Annotated in this window: 17 protein-coding genes; 6 read left to right on the top strand and 11 right to left on the bottom strand. The window is 67.1% G+C overall.

Annotated elements, in window-relative coordinates; genetic code table 11:
• Window positions 1–16: 16 nt before the first annotated feature.
• Complete coding sequence (locus JOD62_RS04660; RefSeq protein WP_204938162.1) at window positions 17–1564, bottom strand: Re/Si-specific NAD(P)(+) transhydrogenase subunit alpha; 1548 nt, start codon at window positions 1562–1564, stop codon at window positions 17–19.
• 233 nt (window positions 1565–1797) lie between these two features.
• A complete protein-coding gene (locus tag JOD62_RS04665; RefSeq protein WP_204938163.1) occupies window positions 1798–1965 on the bottom strand; it encodes a hypothetical protein in 168 nt (55 codons plus the stop codon).
• A 152-nt stretch (window positions 1966–2117) separates the two neighbouring features.
• Between JOD62_RS04665 and JOD62_RS04670 the strand changes: the two genes are divergently transcribed.
• Window positions 2118–3200: a carboxylate-amine ligase gene (locus tag JOD62_RS04670; RefSeq protein ID WP_204938164.1), complete on the top strand. Its 1083-nt coding sequence runs from the start codon at window positions 2118–2120 to the stop codon at window positions 3198–3200.
• Between the two features lie 58 nt (window positions 3201–3258).
• Complete coding sequence (locus JOD62_RS04675) at window positions 3259–4932, top strand: serine hydrolase (protein ID WP_271171448.1); 1674 nt, start codon at window positions 3259–3261, stop codon at window positions 4930–4932.
• 9 nt (window positions 4933–4941) lie between these two features.
• On the opposite strand, the gene JOD62_RS04680 is transcribed toward JOD62_RS04675, so the two are convergent.
• Both JOD62_RS04680 and JOD62_RS04685 read right to left on the bottom strand, forming a co-directional pair.
• Complete coding sequence (locus JOD62_RS04680) at window positions 4942–5826, bottom strand: SDR family oxidoreductase (protein ID WP_204938166.1); 885 nt, start codon at window positions 5824–5826, stop codon at window positions 4942–4944.
• A gap of 72 nt (window positions 5827–5898) precedes the next feature.
• Entirely contained in the window at window positions 5899–6249 is a 351-nt protein-coding gene (locus tag JOD62_RS04685) for a DUF7882 family protein (protein ID WP_204938167.1), read from the bottom strand.
• A gap of 64 nt (window positions 6250–6313) precedes the next feature.
• On the opposite strand from JOD62_RS04685, the gene JOD62_RS04690 reads away from it, so the two are divergent.
• Window positions 6314–6628, top strand: a complete 315-nt coding sequence (locus tag JOD62_RS04690; protein WP_204938168.1) for a DUF7882 family protein — start codon at window positions 6314–6316, stop codon at window positions 6626–6628.
• 7 nt (window positions 6629–6635) lie between these two features.
• On the opposite strand, the gene JOD62_RS04695 is transcribed toward JOD62_RS04690, so the two are convergent.
• The 6 genes from JOD62_RS04695 to JOD62_RS04720 all read right to left on the bottom strand — a co-directional run bounded on the left by JOD62_RS04695 (window position 6636) and on the right by JOD62_RS04720 (window position 11012).
• On the bottom strand, window positions 6636–7586 hold the full coding sequence (locus JOD62_RS04695; RefSeq protein WP_204938169.1) for a CorA family divalent cation transporter: 951 nt from the start codon (window positions 7584–7586) through the stop codon (window positions 6636–6638).
• Window positions 7583–8650, bottom strand: coding sequence for a DNA topoisomerase IB (locus JOD62_RS04700; protein ID WP_204938170.1), 1068 nt, complete (start codon window positions 8648–8650; stop codon window positions 7583–7585). The genes JOD62_RS04695 and JOD62_RS04700 overlap by 4 nt, the downstream gene beginning before the upstream one ends.
• Window positions 8651–8665: 15 nt before the next feature.
• Entirely contained in the window at window positions 8666–8935 is a 270-nt protein-coding gene (locus JOD62_RS04705; protein ID WP_204938171.1) for a DUF7218 family protein, read from the bottom strand.
• A 78-nt stretch (window positions 8936–9013) separates the two neighbouring features.
• The gene (gene surE, locus JOD62_RS04710; RefSeq protein WP_204938172.1) at window positions 9014–9766 is read right to left on the bottom strand and encodes a 5'/3'-nucleotidase SurE; all 753 of its coding nucleotides are present in this window, start codon (window positions 9764–9766) and stop codon (window positions 9014–9016) included.
• Window positions 9763–10803, bottom strand: a complete 1041-nt coding sequence (locus JOD62_RS04715) for a 1-phosphofructokinase family hexose kinase (protein ID WP_204938173.1) — start codon at window positions 10801–10803, stop codon at window positions 9763–9765. Before JOD62_RS04715 ends, surE begins: the two co-directional genes overlap by 4 nt.
• 11 nt (window positions 10804–10814) lie before the next feature.
• Window positions 10815–11012 (bottom strand): hypothetical protein, encoded by a 198-nt coding sequence (locus tag JOD62_RS04720; RefSeq protein ID WP_204938174.1) that lies wholly within the window; start codon window positions 11010–11012, stop codon window positions 10815–10817.
• 215 nt (window positions 11013–11227) lie between these two features.
• Here JOD62_RS04720 and JOD62_RS04725 point away from each other — a divergent pair, with 215 nt between their 5' ends.
• Window positions 11228–11743 (top strand): FHA domain-containing protein, encoded by a 516-nt coding sequence (locus tag JOD62_RS04725; RefSeq protein ID WP_204938175.1) that lies wholly within the window; start codon window positions 11228–11230, stop codon window positions 11741–11743.
• A 39-nt stretch (window positions 11744–11782) separates the two neighbouring features.
• A complete protein-coding gene (locus JOD62_RS04730) occupies window positions 11783–11962 on the top strand; it encodes a hypothetical protein (RefSeq protein ID WP_204938176.1) in 180 nt (59 codons plus the stop codon).
• On the opposite strand, the gene JOD62_RS04735 is transcribed toward JOD62_RS04730, so the two are convergent.
• Window positions 11959–12606, bottom strand: a complete 648-nt coding sequence (locus JOD62_RS04735; protein WP_204938177.1) for a GntR family transcriptional regulator — start codon at window positions 12604–12606, stop codon at window positions 11959–11961. The genes JOD62_RS04730 and JOD62_RS04735 overlap by 4 nt on opposite strands.
• Before the next feature lie 71 nt (window positions 12607–12677).
• Here JOD62_RS04735 and JOD62_RS04740 point away from each other — a divergent pair, with 71 nt between their 5' ends.
• Complete coding sequence (locus tag JOD62_RS04740; protein WP_204938178.1) at window positions 12678–15518, top strand: FAD-binding and (Fe-S)-binding domain-containing protein; 2841 nt, start codon at window positions 12678–12680, stop codon at window positions 15516–15518.
• Window positions 15519–15569: the final 51 nt, after the last annotated feature.

A 15569-nucleotide genomic window follows, 5' to 3' on the forward strand; every position in this document is an offset into this window, starting at 1 on the left:
GTGGTTCGGTCTTCCTCTACTTGCCCGCAGGGCTCGAGCCCTTGGAGAACATGGCCAGCATCCGCTTGGTCACCGCGAAGCCACCGAAGATGTTGATGCTCGCGACCAGCACGGCGATCGCCGCGAGGATCTGCACGAGAAGGTTCGGCTGTGTGATCTGCAGGAGCGCACCGACCACGATGATGCCGCTGATCGCGTTGGTGACGCTCATGAGCGGTGTGTGCAGCGCGTGCGCGACCTTGCCGATCACGTAGAACCCGATCACGACCGAGAGCATCAACACGGTGAGGTGCTGCGGCAGAGGGTCGGGTGCGAAGAGGTTCACCAGGAACAGCGCGACGATGCCGGCAGCGAACCAGGCGACCTTGGCGCCACGGCTGATGCCCTTCTTGGGCTCGGGCACCGGGATGGATGCTGCCGGCGCAGCCTTCGGCGCGGCCGATACCGTCACCGGGGGCGGCGGCCAGGTGCTCGACCCATCGCGCACCACCGTCGCGGAACGCTGCACGACGTCATCGAAGTCGAGGACGAGCTGGCCGTCCTTGCCCGGCGTGAGCAGGGACATCAGATTGACGAGATTCGTGCCGTAGAGCTGCGAGGCCTGCGCGGGAAGACGCGAAGCGAGGTCGCTGTACCCGAGGATCGTCACGCCGTTCGCGGTGACGACCTTCTCACCCGAGATCGAGCCGGCGACGTTTCCGCCCTGTGCGGCCGCCATGTCGACGATGACGCTGCCCGACTTCATGCTCGCAACATCCGCCTCGGTGATGAGACGCGGTGCCGCTCGGCCGGGGATCTGCGCCGTCGTGATGATGATGTCCACGTCGCGCGCCTGCTCGGAGTAGATCTCCGCGGCGCGGCGGTCGTAGGCCTCACTCGTCGCCTTGGCGTAGCCGTCGGTGGACTCATCGACCTGCACATCGACGGTCAGGTACTCACCGCCGATCGATCGCACCTGGTCGGCGACCTCGGGGCGCGGGTCGGTGGCACGCACGATCGCGCCGAGACTCGAGGCGGCGCCGACCGCCGCGAGCCCTGCCACGCCGGCTCCCGCGACGAGCACCTTGGCAGGCGGGACCTTTCCGGCCGCGGTGACCTGTCCGGTGAAGAAGCGACCGAACTCGTGCGCGGCCTCGATCACGGCGCGATAGCCGGCGATGTTCGCCATCGAGGAAAGGACGTCCATCGACTGCGCTCGCGAGATGCGCGGCACGGCATCGAGAGCGATCGCGGTGATGCCGCGCTGCGAGAGGGCTTCGATGAGGTCCGGACGCAGGTTCGGGCTGAGCATGCTCACGAGGGTGGCGCCATCACTCAGCATCGCGATCTCCGCCGCCGTCGGCGGGTTGACCTTCAGCACCACATCGGCCGCCCATGCGGTGTCGCGGTCGACGATGCGCGCTCCGGCCTCGGTGAACGAGGCGTCGCTGAACGATGCCGTCTCTCCTGCGCCGTATTCGACGACCACGTCATATCCGAGCCCGATGAGCTTTCCCACCGTCGTCGGAGTCGCGGCGACGCGTGTTTCGCGATCACCCTCGACCACGATTCCCATCACTGTCATGCAAGTGCTCCCTCATAGCGACCCCCGGCAGGATGCGCGGAGATCCGATCAAACAGCCTCATAGTGGCGGACGGAACGACCTGAAATCGAGATATTTCCGGCAGATCTTCGGAAAGAATCACTCTTTCTTACGCGTGCGCAAGGACTGTCACGCGATCCGTCGCCCATGCAGACGAGGATGGCCGCCCCGGAACATCCGGAGCGGCCATCCTCGTCTGCGATGGTGACGGGCGTCAACGCGTGGTGTTGCGCCCCGAGATTGAGCGGATCAGCCAGGCGATGACCGCGATGGCCAGCAGCACAAGGCCGACCCAGAGCAGGAAGTTGAGCGACTGCACCAAGCCACCAGTGATCGCCAGGATCACTGCGATCACGACGACGACGACCAAGAGAATGTTCATCTGCGTTCCTTTCGTCTCGGCACTGTTGCACCGTGAGGGAGATACCGACTATAGGGATCGCGATATCGCCCCAAAAGGGGGTTGACAGCAGCGGCCATCGTGCGCGAACGTCGCGGCACATGCAGCATCCGAGCGAGAGTGCGAGGCGGACGATGGTGAGATTCGGCGTCGAAGAGGAGTTCATGGTGCTCGATCGGCGCACACTGGCGCCCGCACCGAGGGGCATGGCCGCTCGCGCCGCACTGCACAGCGAAGCTGTGCGCACACATCAGGCGGATGCGCCCGTCGGCGGCGACTCCGAAGCGGAATTCCTGGACTGCCAGGTCGAGATCTCCACGACGCCCGCAACGACCCTGGCCGACGCAGCACTCGAGCTCCGCGGGTTCCGTCGGGCTCTGGGCGAGTTCGCCAGAGGAGCCGATGCGCTCATCTGCAGCGCGGGCACCCCCTATGGATCTCCGCGCTCTACCGCTGTCACGCCCAAAGAGCGTTACCGCGTGATCGCAGACCTCATGGGCGGCCTGACCCAGGAGCACTTCGTGAACGGACTCCATGTGCATACCGAGGTCACAGGCGCCGAGGATCGGATCAGGGCGCTCAATGCCCTGCGCCCCTGGCTGCCTGTGCTTCTGGCGCTGACCGCGAACTCGCCGTTCTGGCGGCATCAGCCCTCCGGGTTCGCCAGCTGGCGCAGCATTCTGCTGCGCAGACTCTCAACTATGTGGTGTCCGCCGCTCTTCGCCGACGCCGACGACTACGAGCGGCGCATCGATCGCCTGGTGGCGACGGGCGCTGCCATCGACCGCGGCTCGATCGCGTGGGCGGCGCGCGTCTCGGACAACTACCCCACGGTCGAGGTGCGTGTGTTCGACGCGCAGCTGACGACGGAGGACTCACTCTTCGCGGCGGCGCTCACCCGCGCACTCGTGACCGAGCCTCCGACGGCCATCGCGCTCGAGTCCGAGGCCATCGATGCGTCGTTCTGGATGGCGGCGCGCGCCGGCATGCAGGCGCGACTCGTCGATCCGCGCACAGGTGAGGTCGCCCCCGCGACGTCGATCGCGGAGGGGCTCGTGCGGGCACTGCGCAACAGTCTCGACGCGCATGGTGACCTCGAGGTCGTGCACGCTCGATTCGGCGCGATCCAGGCTCACGGAACCGGCGCGGACATCCAGTTGCGCGCGCTCGAAGAGGAGGGCATCGCCGGGCTCCGGCGTTTGTTCACCGCGCACTGAGCGGCCACCGCTCGCGGACCCATCGACAACCGGGCTCACGGGCGCGCACAATATGACGGTGGGCACACGCAGAGCGGGACTCGACACCAGCCATCGCGCACGTCCGGCTCTCGTCGGAGTGCTGGCCATCGCGCTGATCGGCGGGGCGACCGGATGCACATTCGGCGCAGCATCCGCCTCTCCGGCGACGATCGCCATCACCACCGGCGACGTACCCAGCCAGGACGTCGTCGCGCTGCCGGTCGACCGCGACGACGCCATCGCGGCAGCGCTGGAGCAGCTGCCCGCGCTCGTCGAAGACGGCATGAAACGCACGGGTGTTCCCGGGGCCAGTGTGGCCGTCGTCTCGAAGGGCGAGACGATCTACGAGGGTGCGTTCGGTGTGCGCGACAACACGACGGATGACCCCGTCGACACCGAAACGCTGTTCATGATCGCCTCGCTGTCGAAGCCACTCTCGGGAACGATCATCGCCAAGGCCATCACCGAGGACGAGAACCTGTCGTGGCAGACGCCGGTCTCAGAGCTCATGCCCGACTTCGCGATGAACGATCCGTACGTCACCGAGAACGCGCAGATCGGAGACTACTTCGCGCACCGTTCGGGGATCCCCACCGGTGGCGGGGACGACCTGGAGGACCTCGGGTTCGACCGCGAATACATCCTCGATCACCTGCGGTACATCCCGCTCGCGCCGTTCCGGATCACGTATCAGTATTCGAATTTCGGCCTCACCACCGGCGCCGAGGCGGTTGCCTTCTCGCGAGGTGAGACCTGGGAGGAGACGGCGCAGGAACTGCTGTTCGACCCGCTCGACATGACGTCGACCACCGCCTCGCACGAGGTCTTCCTCCAGACGGAGAACAGGGCCGTGCAGCACGCGCGCATCGGCGAGGATGACTTCCAGCCGCTCTTCGACCGCAATCCCGACGCGGAGGCACCCGCAGGGGGTGTGGCCTCGACCGCAGGCGACATCGCGAAATGGATGGCGCTCGTGCTCGCCGACGGGGAACTCGACGGCGCGCCATTCATCGATCCCGCGCCGTTCACCCAGACGTTCTCGGCGCAGATCGTCAGCTCGCACAACAGCACTCTCGAAGAGCGCCCCAGCCACTACGGGTTCGGCATCAACGTCGGCTCGGGTGCCGGCGGGCGCGTCACCCTCAGCCACTCGGGCGCTTTCGGCCTCGGCACCGCGACAGGTGCGACGATGGTCCCCGACCTCGATCTCGGCATCGTGGTGCTCACCAACGGCGCACCGATCGGCCTGCCCGAGGCCATCACGCAGTCCTTCGTCGAGACGGTCATGTACGGGGCTCCCGCACGCGACTGGGTCGACGTCATGAGCGGCTTCTTCGCGAACTACAACGCACCGGCGGGCGACCTCGCCGGCGAAGAGCCTCCCGCGGATGCGGCGCCGCAGGGGCCCGCATCCGATTACGTCGGCACCTATGCGAGCGACTACTTCGGCACCTTCACCGTGACCGACACCGGCGGGGCGCTCCAGGGAGCGCTGGGGCCGGACGGCGGCTACACGTTCACACTGGATCCCTGGGACGGCGACACCCTGTCGTTCGCGCCCGTCGGGGAGAACACGCTGCCCGGATCCCTCTCATCGGCGGTGTTCACGCGTGAGGGCGGAGCGATCACCGGGGTGACCCTCACGGTGTTCAACAAGTTCGAGCACGTCGAGGAGCCCTCCGGCCTGGGAGTCTTCACCCGCGTCGGCTGAGCGCGTCCCTCACAGGGCCTTCCCGCCCGTGACGGGGAGCACCGCACCGGAGGTGTACGTCGCCTCATCCGATGCGAGATAGACGTATGCCCCCGCGAGCTCTGCGGGCTGCCCCGCGCGCCCCAGCGGCGCATCCTGTCCGAAGGTGCGCACCCGCTCTTCACCCCACCCGGTGGCGGGGATGAGAGGCGTCCAGATGGGGCCGGGCGCGACCGCGTTGACGCGGATGCCGCGCGGCCCTGCCTCTTCGGCGAGCGCCTTGACGAACGCCACCTGGGCCGCTTTCGTCATCGCGTAGTCGATAAGTCCCGGTGAGGGGTTGTAGGCCTGAATCGAGGCCGTGACGATGATGCTGCTGCCCGGTTCGAGGGTCGGATACGCTGCACGAGCGGTGAAGAGCATCCCCGCGAGGTTCGTGTCGAACACACGACGCATCTTCTCCGTGTCAAGCGACTCGAAGCCGGCGACATCATGCTGGTAACCCGCATTGAGGACGAGGGTGTCGAGCCCGCCGAGCGCCTCGCGTGTCTTCTCGACGATCGAGGTCGCGAAGGCCTCGTCACGCAGATCTCCCGCGAGACTGACCCCGGTTCGGCCTGCGGCGCGCACCTGGTCGAGAGTGACGTCCGCATCGTCCTGCTCCTCGTCCTGATGAACGATCGCCACGTCCGCGCCCTCGCGTGCGAAGGCGATCGCCACGGCGCGTCCGATGCCCGAGTCGCCTCCGGTGATGAGGGCGCGACGGCCATCGAGACGACCGCTTCCGCGATACGTCTCCTCGCCATGATCCGGCGTCGGATTCATCGGCTCGGTCTTGCCCGGCTGGTGCTGGGTTTGAGCGGGGAACTCCGCGGAGCGGTGGACGGTGCGGGGATCGGTCAGCGAGTCAGTCATGATGAGGTCCTCCGTTTCGATGTGGAGATCCCCACCCTGCCCGCGCTCGTTCGACACCGACAGGGGGTTGACTCAGCTCAGAAACGGTACGACGTTCGATCCGGTCGCCGCCTCATCGACGTCGTTCTCCGTGGGTTCGGGAACGAGATAGAGGCCCGTCGGGGCGTTGGCCGTGAACGCGAGGGCTTCGATCCATGCCCGGTTGATCGACGGCTGCCTGCTGCCGTAGTACTTGAAGACGAGCGAGCTGTTCGCATGAACCCACACGGTCGTACGTCCGCCGCCGACACTGCTGTCTTCCTTCCAGCTGAAGGAGAACGGCTCACCGCGACGGAGCTTGGCCGTGATCACGTGCTGGAGGTGCGTGAGCGCACGGTCTTCGATCTCGGTCTTCACGCTGCCGTTGTAGATGAACTTGCCCACGGGCCGTCTCCTCACCGCGCCACACGCGCTATCGAACTTGATCGGGTGTGAGTAGCCTAGCCACATGGGAACGCTCTACTACGGAAGTGCGGCGGAGCCGATCCATATCGAAGATCGCGCACTGGCACACCTCAAGGTCGTCATCGCGACCAAGCTTCGGCGCAACGAGTGCTTCACCCTATCGTGGGTGCACCCGGAGGGCGACGCTCCCGGACGTTCGACGCTGTGGCTGCACCCGGCGATTCCGCTCCGTTTTGTCTTCGACTCCGCCGAGCCGGACGAGATCCAGGCAGAGTGGATCCTCGCGCTGGCGAACTCGGCCAACGCCAATGGTGGCATCACGCTCATTCCGGAGTTGATCACACCCACGGCCGAGTAGCCGCGGCTCAGGGGTCGTCGCCGTCTCGGCGAGCCTGCTGGGCACCACCGAGCCACCCGAGATGCACGAACCACATCGCCAGAGCGATATCGGCGACCACCATCGCGATCACGACGACGATCCATCCGAACTCCCATTGGAACGGCGGAAGATTGTCGAAGTTCATTCCGTAGATTCCGGCGATCACCGTCGGGACGGCGAGGAGCGCCGCGAACGCGGAGATCGTCCGCATGTCCTGGTTCTGCCGCGTCGCGACATTGCTCTCATGGCTGGAGACGACGGCGTCCAGCGCCGAGTGCGCAGAATGCGCCAGCGTCGCGAGACCGTCGATCGTGCGATCGAGATACCCGAAGCGCTCCCGCAAGCCCGCATCACCGGCCATCACGAGATCGAGGGATGTCTGCGCGGAGCGCATGGCGTTCGCGAGACCGGTGATCGCCCGGTCGATGCGTCCGATCCTTCGGCGCAGGTGGTAGATACGGCGATAGTCCTCCCGCACGGAGGAATCGAACACCTCCGCCTCGACCTCGTCGAGCTCGTGTTCGATCGCGGAGCCCGCATCGATGTAGTCGTCGACGATCTGGTGCAGCACCCGATAAACGCCCTCGCTGGGCGTGGTCACCTCGTGGTCGTGGAGCGCACGCGGCACATCCCGGAGCGCACCCTTCGGCCCGCTCTGCATGACGAGCAGTCGCGACGCGTCGAAGACGAAGGTGAGTTGGGGGTCAGCGCCGCTGCGTCCGGAACGCCGGTTGGTGGCATCCCACAGTGAGAGCGACAGGACGCCGCCGATGCTCTCGAACCGGGGTTCCTGCCTGCCCTGGCGGAGGTGCTCGACCATCAGCGGCTGCAGGTCCAGAGCGCGCGCCGCGTCCTCGATGCCCTCTCTCGAAGGGTTGTCGAGCAGCCAGACCCGTACGCCTTCGCGCGCGATCGTCAGTTCCCGCATCCCACTCATGTCGTCGCCACCCTTCTCTCCTTCGCGAGGGACCGCGCTCCCTGCCTTCTCTGTCGTCGCGGTGCACCGCCGCTGCGAGCGGCGCGCCGGGGCTCGGCAAGGAGGCGCCGAAGAGCGGACTCCGGTGAGACGGTGAGATCAAGCACCTCGCCCTGGGTGTGTCGGCGGAAGACCCGCGGATCGATGTAGCTGTTGCGTGCCACCGTCGGAGTGTTCCCGAGCACAGCGGCGGCCGCGCGCGCGGCCTCCGCATGGGCGCTTCGACGCTGTCGCGGCGTCGTGGCGCTCCCGAGCGTCGCGAGCGTCTGCGCGGCGACGATCGTGCCGCGCAGCGTGCGGAAGTCCTTCGCCGTGAAGGAACCGCCCGTGAGCTCGCGCACGTACGCATTGACCTCGGCGGGCGTCAACGGTCGTTGGCGGCGCCCATCTCGGTACCAGAGCAACGGTGAACCGGGACGGCCCGCGGCGAGCTCCGCGAGCACGCCGGCGAGCTCGGCATCGACCACCTCCAGCTGTGCGCGCTGTCCGCTCTTCCCGGGAAACGACAGCGCGATCGTCTCGTCGTCCACCCTGGCATCTCGTCGGACCAGTGTGGTGAGACCCCGGCTGCCATGTCGCTCCATGTAGCGACTCGAGCCGATTCGTGGAGCCAGCTCATCGAGCATGCGGAAGGCGACCGCGAGTGTCGTCTCGCGCCCAGGATCCTCGCCCGCTGACGCCGCTCTCAACGTCCGAGTGACGCGGCCGCGTGCTCGCGGCAGCGCCTCTGCGAGAGCCAGAGCGCGCGCGAACTTGCCACGGCTGCGACGATGCTGCCACTGCGGATGATAGATGTACTGTCGGCGTCCCGCGGCGTCCGTGCCCACTGCCTGGATATGACCGTACGGGTCGGCGCAGATCCACACGTCGGTCCACGCGGGAGGGATGGCGAGGGCTTCGATATCTTCGCGCACGGAGGTCTCCACAGCATCACCCTGGGGGTCGATGTAGCGGAAACCAGATCCCGCGCGCACGCGGCGCACCCCGGGGTCGACATCCGGGTGCACACGAATGACCCTCGGCATGTCCCCTCACCCCCCTCAATGGTTGCGAAGCATCTCGATCAGCGCGGACTTGCGCTTGTCGGAGTAGCCGCGCAGACCCAGCTCCTTGGCACGCGCGCGAAGCTCGGAAACCGTCCGATCCTCATAATCCTCGGATTCCCCTCCGCGTCGGCCCACCGCCGAGCGGCCGTCCCGCGCCGCCGCATTCGAGATGCGCGCCGACTTCTCCTTCGAGTCCCCCTGCTTCCTCAGCTCCTCGTAGAGCTCCGGATCTTTGAGGCTGTTGGATCCTTGCTGTCTGGGCATGGTGTCCTCCTTCACTCACTCGCAGGTTAGGAACCCCGGCGCAACACCAGAAGGGGGTTGACACTCGAAGCGGGGACGCTAGGCGAGCGAAGCTTCCCAGCCGAACGGTTCGCTGGAAACCGGGAGGATGGCGGTGAGGGTCGCCCATCCCTCGGCGAGCGCGGCTGCATCGCTCCCCGGCTCCGGTGCGTTCGGCAGATCCTCCACCGCGAGGCGGACGCGCTGCTCGCTGCTCTCGCTCAGGGTGGTCTGCACGATGCCGAACGGCGCGAGGGTCGCCTCACGCACCCCGCGAGGTGTCTCGGAGTTCGGCACGTTCACGTTCACGATGGTGCCACGTGGACGCTGCTGCAGAGCCGGGAGCACTTCGAGGGCGACCCTCGCTGCGGCGTCCCAGTGGAACTCGCGAGGGTCCATTCCGACGTCGAGCGAGATCGCCATCGACCGGGCACCATTGAGCCCACCGGTGAGGGCGGCGCCGACAGTTCCGGAGTGCAGGATCGCTCGGCCCACGTTCGCACCGTGATTGATACCGGACAGCACGATCTCCGGCGGGTCGCCGAACGCCCCGTGGGCCGCGATGAGCGCGATGAGTCCCGGCCCGCCGTGCACGGCGAACACCGGCGCACCCGGGAGTTCGGCGAGATCACGTCGTTCGACGCGAATGTGCCCATCTTCCTCCGCGGCCATGATCGACGCACTGGAACCACTGGACTGTCTCGCCGGTGCCGCGAGTGTCACATCGAACCCCGCCGCCTGAACCTCCCGCGCGAGGACGAGAAGTCCCGGAGCGTCGATCCCGTCGTCGTTGGTGACGAGAACCCGGGTCATGCCGTGCCCTCCGCACGATCGGCATCCGGCGCCTGGTCCGCGCTGGTGTCGACCATCGATGCGAGCGTGCCCGGGGTGACGTGCTCGGTCGACGGCTGCTCGGGCTGTGGGTCAGGGGAATCCGTGACCGCGCGCACGGTCACCATCTCGCGCAGCGCACGTACGGTCTGCGGGTCTCCGGTGCCGAGGCCGTGTCGGGTGACGTTCATCGCCCCCGCCGCAGCCCCCAGGGTGAGAGCATCCCGCGCGGACTCTCCTCGGACGATTCCGGCCGCCACACCTGCGGTGAGCGAGTCACCGGCGCCGCGCGTGTCCGCGACCTCCAGGCGTTTCATGGTGGCCTCCAGGAAGCCGTCGTCATCGAGGAGCAGGGCGGGCTCCGCCTCGCGGGTGACGATGACGGTTCCCACGCCTCGCGTCCGAAGCTCACGCATCGCGCGCATGACCTCGGAGGCAGAGCCCTCGGTGATCAGACCGTCGGCACGCAGCTCTTCATCGCTCACCTTGAGGACGTCAATGCCGCCATCGAGCGAGGCAGCGAGCCGCTCACCGGCAAGGTCGACCATCACCGTCGTTCCCGCGGCGCGCAGATCCGCCGCGAGTCGTCGGTAGGTGTCTGCCGGCAGGGTCTCCTCGTCTCCCGGACCGCTCAGCAGCACGAGGCGCGACCCGAGGCCCTCACGGAGGACAGCCCCATAGACCTCATCGAGGTCGTGCCGCCCGAGCGGCTCTCCGTGCTCCTCCGCAATGACGGCGCGCTGCCCATCGCGGCGATCGTGCACGTAGGCAGCACCGCGGGCATCTCTTCGCGTCTCGGTGACCGTGATTCCCTCTTCTTCCAAGAGGTGCCGCAGAACGGTCCCGGTCTCGCCGCTGAGCACGCAGCACATTGTGACGGAGACTCCGAGCCTCAGCAGCATCCGAGCCTGCCAGACACCCTGACCGCCAGCGTGGATGTGGATCTCGCTCCCTGCGGGATGATCCTCCACGGTGACGGTCAGGATGGGCGATGGCGCGAAGATCGTGACATCACTCATTGTTCTCGCGCTCAGTCGCCGCGCAGATCTTCCTTCAGGTCGTTGCGCTTGCGAACCGACTCAGCCTCTGCTTCCGCCTTCTTCACCTCAGCGTCGGCCTTCATCTCGTCGACCTTGTCGCCAATGCGATCGGTCGTGTCTTCCCAGGCGTCCTTGGCCTTGCGGCCGAGCGTCTCAGCGGTTTCCTTGGCGTCGTCCATGAGTCCCATGTCGATGGTCCTTTCCTGAGCGTGTTGATGCAGCGACGATAAGCAGATCTCGCGATCCACTCCAGGGGATTGCGTTGAGCGCCTCGACTTGCTAACGCTCTGCGATCCCGGTTGCGAAGCATGCGTCGGAGCCGTCGTCAACCCCCTCGATCCACTCCGCTGACCGACCTAGATTCGCTGCACACGAAGCAACCGATATCGCGAGAGGTGCTGAGATGACACACGAGACACCGCACTATGCTCCGGGCAATCACCCGACGACGACGCACGCAGGATGGGGCGCGGGAGAACCGCACCTTCTCATCTCGCGTGGCGATGAGCACTTCGTTCACCACTTGACCGCCGATCTGACGCGCATCGGGTCGGATGGCGGGTGCGATGTGCTCGTCGCGGACACCGCGCTCCTGCACGCCACGATCCTGCACGACGACAATGACGAGTACGTGCTGACTCTGCACGGCGACGGCGAGATGAACGCGCGCGCAACGACGGCTGGCGACGCCGTCGGCGAGCACTCGGAGATCCTGCGCACGGGCGCGCGCTTCACCGCGGGTCCGTGGACATTCGTCTTCGCGCGCGCAGAGTTCGCCGACCACGGCCGCCCCTACGGAGGTCGCGAAGGTGGCGAGCTTTCTGATCAGCCGCCGCAGCCGATGCGTCCCGACTACGACGCCGAGCGCGGTCGCGCAGAGGACGAGTCCGGCGCCCAGTACGAGGTGAAAGACGGCTGAGCGCCGATTCCCGCACCACACCAGAGAAAGGACACGATCATGAGCAATCCGATGGTTCCTCCGATGCCGCTTCCGGACGGTGACGATGGCATCGACGCCACCGTCACCGACGAGCAGGGCAACGAACGGATCGATCCCGACGTGAACGACGACCTGATCGACAGCGCCGAGGCCGACCGTGCCGCCGGCGGTGCGGACGAGGGCGAGCTGCGCGTCTAGCTCTCGACGAGAGCCGCAAGCCGCTCTGCGGCGCGTTCCAGATGCTGGGACAGCGCCGCAGCAGCGGCTTCTCCATTGCCCGCGGCAAGGTGGTCGAGAATCTCACCGTGCTCGCGGATGATGAGGTCATTGGGGAGAAGCGCCGCGCCCTGCACGTGCGACATGCACAGCATGACCTCGGATGCGAGAGCAGCGTAAGCACGGCTGATGCGTTCGCTGGCGAACGCATCGACGAGTGCTCGATGGAAGCGCATGTCGGGCTCGACGAGTTCGCGTGGTGCGGCGTCGGCAAGGGCGACGAGTTCGTCCTGTGCGGCACGCGCCGCGGCCGGGACATCGCCTGTCACCGCGAGCTGCCGCAGCACCGGAGACTCGATCAGCAGCCGGGAACGATAGATGTCGCGCACATCCTCCGCGCTGAGGGTCACGACGCGGGCGGTCTTATGTGCCTTGCGGACGAGCAGCCGCTCACTCACCAGGCTCTCGATCGCGGCCTTCGCCGTCGTGCGTGCGATGTCGTAGGTCTCGGCGACCTCGGCTTCGGTGAGCGCTGCGCCCGCGCCCAGCTCGCCGGTCAGCACACGACGGCGCAGGTCGACGATGACGGCATCGACGATCGAGACGACTCCGAGGGCTTTGGGCACTCTTGAATGGTAGCCATCGCCGCGACGCTTGTCTGTTTGACTTGCCAGCCCACTTGTCTAACAATTTGTCTATGTCCGCTGTCGCACACGCTCCCCTCCTCGCTTCCGGCACCGTGCCCGAGTCGCTGTCTCGCGCGGTGCGCGACGACGCCCGCGTGAGCACGCGTGCGATCGATCGGGTGGCGTACGCGTCGGACGCATCCCACTTCCTGCTCACCCCCACCGGTGTCATCACCGCAGCGGATGCCGCTGAGGTCGCCGCCCTGCTGCGCGGGGCCGCAGAGAGCCGCACACCCATCACCTTCCGCTCGGGCGGCACAAGCCTCTCCGGACAGGCATCGAGCGCGAGCATCCTCGTCGACACCCGCAAGAACTTCCGAGGCATCGAGGTTCTCGACGGCGGCACCCGCGTGCGCGTCGAGCCCGGTGCGACGGTGCGCCAGGTGAACACCCGCCTGGTCCGTCACGGCTACCGCCTGGGGCCCGACCCCGCCAGCGAAGCGGCCTGCACGATCGGCGGCGTCATCGCCAACAACTCCAGCGGCATGGCCTGCGGCATCGACGAGAACACCTACCAGACACTCGAGTCGATGGTCTTCATCCTGCCGTCCGGCACGATCGTCGACACGGCCGCATCCGATGCCAACGCGCACCTGAGGGCGGCCGAGCCCGAGCTCTTCGACGGCCTGCAGCGCCTTCGCCGACGCATCATCGACAACCCTGCCTCTGTCGAGATCATCCGCCGGCAGTTCGCCATGAAGAACACCATGGGCTACGGCATCAACGCGTTTGTCGACTTCGAGTCGCCCGTTGAGATGCTCATGCATCTCATCATCGGCAGCGAGGGCACGCTCGCCTTCGTGGCATCCGCGACCTATCGCACCGTGCCGATCCAGCGCGAGATCACGACGACGCTCGCGGTCTTCTCGACTCTGGAGGAGGCGACGCAGGCCCTGCCGGCGCTGGTGAGCACAGGAGCCGCGACGCTCGAGCTGATGGATGCGACGAGCATCCGCGTCGGTCAGGGATTCGCGGATGCGCCGCCGGAGATCCTCGGATTCACCCCGACCGGCGAGGCAGCGCTGCTCATCGAGTACCACGCGAACTCGGCGGAAGAGCTGGCGGCGCTCACGGCCCTCGGCACGACGACGCTCGGAGCGCACCCACTGCGCGCGGCCGCCGCATTCTCGACCGACGCGAAAGAGCGCGCCCGGGCCTGGAAACTGCGCAAGGGCCTCTACGCCACCGTGGCCGGTGCACGCGCCGCGGGCACGACGGCACTTCTCGAGGACATCGTCGTGCCGGTACCCCGCCTGGCGGCGACCTGCGAGAGCCTCCAGGACCTGTTCACGCAGTACTCCTACGCAGACAGCGTGATCTTCGGCCACGCGAAGGACGGCAACATCCACTTCATGCTCACCGACCGCTTCGGCGAGACGGAGGCGATGGACCGCTTCGAGCGCTTCACCGAGGACATGGTCGATCTCGTGCTCGACGCCGGAGGCAACCTCAAGGCAGAGCACGGCACGGGCCGCGTCATGGCACCGTTCGTCGAGCGCCAGTACGGCGCTGAGCTGTACGGCGTGATGCGCGAGTTGAAGACGCTGTGCGACCCTGCGAACATCCTCAACCCCGGTGTCATCATCACGGATGATCCTGCTGCGCATCTCGCCGACTTCAAGCCGACGACGCAGATCGAGGTCGAAGCCGACCGCTGCGTCGAGTGCGGATACTGCGAGCCCGTCTGCCCGTCGAAGGATCTCACCCTCACCCCGCGACAGCGCATCGTCGTGCGCCGGGCGATGAACCGCGCCGAGGAATCCGGCGACCATGCGCTCGCACGCGAGTTGGATCGCGACTACGGCTACGACGCCGTCGACACCTGCGCCGCGGACGGCATGTGCGTCACCGCCTGCCCGGTGCTGATCAACACCGGCTCTCTCGTCAAGCGCCTGCGCCGCGAGAAGCAGAACCCTGTGCTCGCTGCCGGATGGAGCGCCGCCGCGAAGACCTGGGGTCCGGTGACGCGCGTCGGCGCGACAGCGCTGACGGTCGCCGATAAGGTTCCCGTCGGACTCGTGCGCGCAGCGACCACGGTTGGTCGTGCGGTCCTGGGCAGCGACACCGTGCCCGAGTACTCCGCGGAGCTGCCCGGGGGCGGTGCGGATCGACGCCGGCTCCGCGGCATCCAGGGTTCTGCGGAAACCACACCGAAGGCGCTGTATCTGCCTGCCTGCGTCAACAGCATGTTCGGTCCTGCGGACAGCGGACAGGGAGTCACCGACGCGTTCCTGCAGCTCTGCGAACGGGCCGGAATCTCGGTCATCGTGCCCGACGCGATTGAGTCGCTGTGCTGTTCGACGCCCTGGACCTCGAAGGGCTACACCGCCGGGCGCAGCACGATCAGCGACCGCGTGGTCGAGGCGATCCGCTCCACCGACCCGGGCGGAACCCTGCACATCATCAGCGATGCGGCCAGCTGCACCGAGGGCTTCGCCCACCTCCTCGAAGACGCGGGTGTCACCGCGGTGGTCGAGGATGCTGTCGCGTTCACCGCCCGCGAGATCCTCCCCCGTCTCGGCGAGATCACCCCTTCGATGGACACGCTCGCCCTGCATGTCACCTGCTCCTCGACGCAGATGGGCCTGAACCCTGACATCCAGACCATCGCCGCAGCGATCGCGACGACGCCGGTGGTGCCGGATGCCTGGGGATGCTGCGCCTTCGCCGGCGACCGCGGGATGCTGCATCCTGAGCTCACCGCGTCCGCCACGGCCGCCGAGGCCGCCGAGGTGCAGACTCTCGAAGCCGACGCCCACGCATCGTGCAACCGCACCTGCGAGATCGGCATGACCCGCGCGACCGACAAGAACTACAAGCACATCCTGGAGCTGCTCGCGGAGGCCGTCTAGGTCCGCACCTCTTGCAACTCGCGCGCAGCTCGGATACCTTCCGAATGTACG

The organism is Microbacterium keratanolyticum (genome assembly GCF_016907255.1).
GTDB classification, from domain to species: Bacteria; Actinomycetota; Actinomycetes; order Actinomycetales; family Microbacteriaceae; genus Microbacterium; species Microbacterium keratanolyticum.

Bases quoted from the DNA above. Each gene is read 5' to 3' on its own strand.
- JOD62_RS04660 (WP_204938162.1), bottom strand. From the start codon at position 1,564: ATGACAGTGATGGGAATCGTGGTCGAGGGTGATCGCGAAACACGCGTC.
- JOD62_RS04665 (WP_204938163.1), bottom strand. From the start codon at position 1,965: ATGAACATTCTCTTGGTCGTCGTCGTCGTGATCGCAGTGATCCTGGCG.
- JOD62_RS04670 (WP_204938164.1), top strand. From the start codon at position 2,118: ATGGTGAGATTCGGCGTCGAAGAGGAGTTCATGGTGCTCGATCGGCGC.
- JOD62_RS04680 (WP_204938166.1), bottom strand. From the start codon at position 5,826: ATGACTGACTCGCTGACCGATCCCCGCACCGTCCACCGCTCCGCGGAG.
- JOD62_RS04690 (WP_204938168.1), top strand. From the start codon at position 6,314: ATGGGAACGCTCTACTACGGAAGTGCGGCGGAGCCGATCCATATCGAA.
- JOD62_RS04695 (WP_204938169.1), bottom strand. From the start codon at position 7,586: ATGAGTGGGATGCGGGAACTGACGATCGCGCGCGAAGGCGTACGGGTC.
- JOD62_RS04700 (WP_204938170.1), bottom strand. From the start codon at position 8,650: ATGCCGAGGGTCATTCGTGTGCACCCGGATGTCGACCCCGGGGTGCGC.
- JOD62_RS04705 (WP_204938171.1), bottom strand. From the start codon at position 8,935: ATGCCCAGACAGCAAGGATCCAACAGCCTCAAAGATCCGGAGCTCTAC.
- surE (WP_204938172.1), bottom strand. From the start codon at position 9,766: ATGACCCGGGTTCTCGTCACCAACGACGACGGGATCGACGCTCCGGGA.
- JOD62_RS04715 (WP_204938173.1), bottom strand. From the start codon at position 10,803: ATGAGTGATGTCACGATCTTCGCGCCATCGCCCATCCTGACCGTCACC.
- JOD62_RS04720 (WP_204938174.1), bottom strand. From the start codon at position 11,012: ATGGGACTCATGGACGACGCCAAGGAAACCGCTGAGACGCTCGGCCGC.
- JOD62_RS04725 (WP_204938175.1), top strand. From the start codon at position 11,228: ATGACACACGAGACACCGCACTATGCTCCGGGCAATCACCCGACGACG.
- JOD62_RS04730 (WP_204938176.1), top strand. From the start codon at position 11,783: ATGAGCAATCCGATGGTTCCTCCGATGCCGCTTCCGGACGGTGACGAT.
- JOD62_RS04740 (WP_204938178.1), top strand. From the start codon at position 12,678: ATGTCCGCTGTCGCACACGCTCCCCTCCTCGCTTCCGGCACCGTGCCC.